Annotated in this window: 1 protein-coding gene; it reads right to left on the bottom strand. The window is 70.9% G+C overall.

Features of this window, described 5'->3' with window-relative positions; genetic code table 11:
* Nucleotides 1-107: 107 nt before the first annotated feature.
* The coding region (locus tag JT719_RS24535; RefSeq protein ID WP_207436415.1) for a hypothetical protein at nt 108-306 on the bottom strand (199 nt) is incomplete at its 5' end.

Below are 306 nucleotides of genomic sequence, written 5' to 3'. Positions count from 1 at the left end.
AGCGCGTGAGGCCAGGCTCCTTCCGCCCTCCGGGAGGAAGGAGCCTGGCGCGAGCGGTGCCGGGGGTAAGCGGGAGCGCTCGCGTGATGGCCCGCCGGACTGCCCTGTCAGGCGTGGGCGTAATCCGAGAACACCATCCCCACGAAAGGCGGCAGGGTGGAGCCTGTCCCGCCCACCACACGGTCGAGGGCGTCGTCGTTCAATTCTCCGGCCCCCGCCGTGGCCGGCTGAAGCTCATCGGCCGACAGGTCATAGCCCCGCGCCTTCAACGTTTCAGAGGCGGCCACCGCGTCCTCCGCCAGGGAG

Source organism: Sabulibacter ruber, from assembly GCF_017355955.1.
GTDB classification, from domain to species: Bacteria; Bacteroidota; Bacteroidia; order Cytophagales; family Hymenobacteraceae; genus Nibribacter; species Nibribacter ruber_A.
This window is presented reverse-complemented; position numbering and strand designations above follow the sequence as displayed.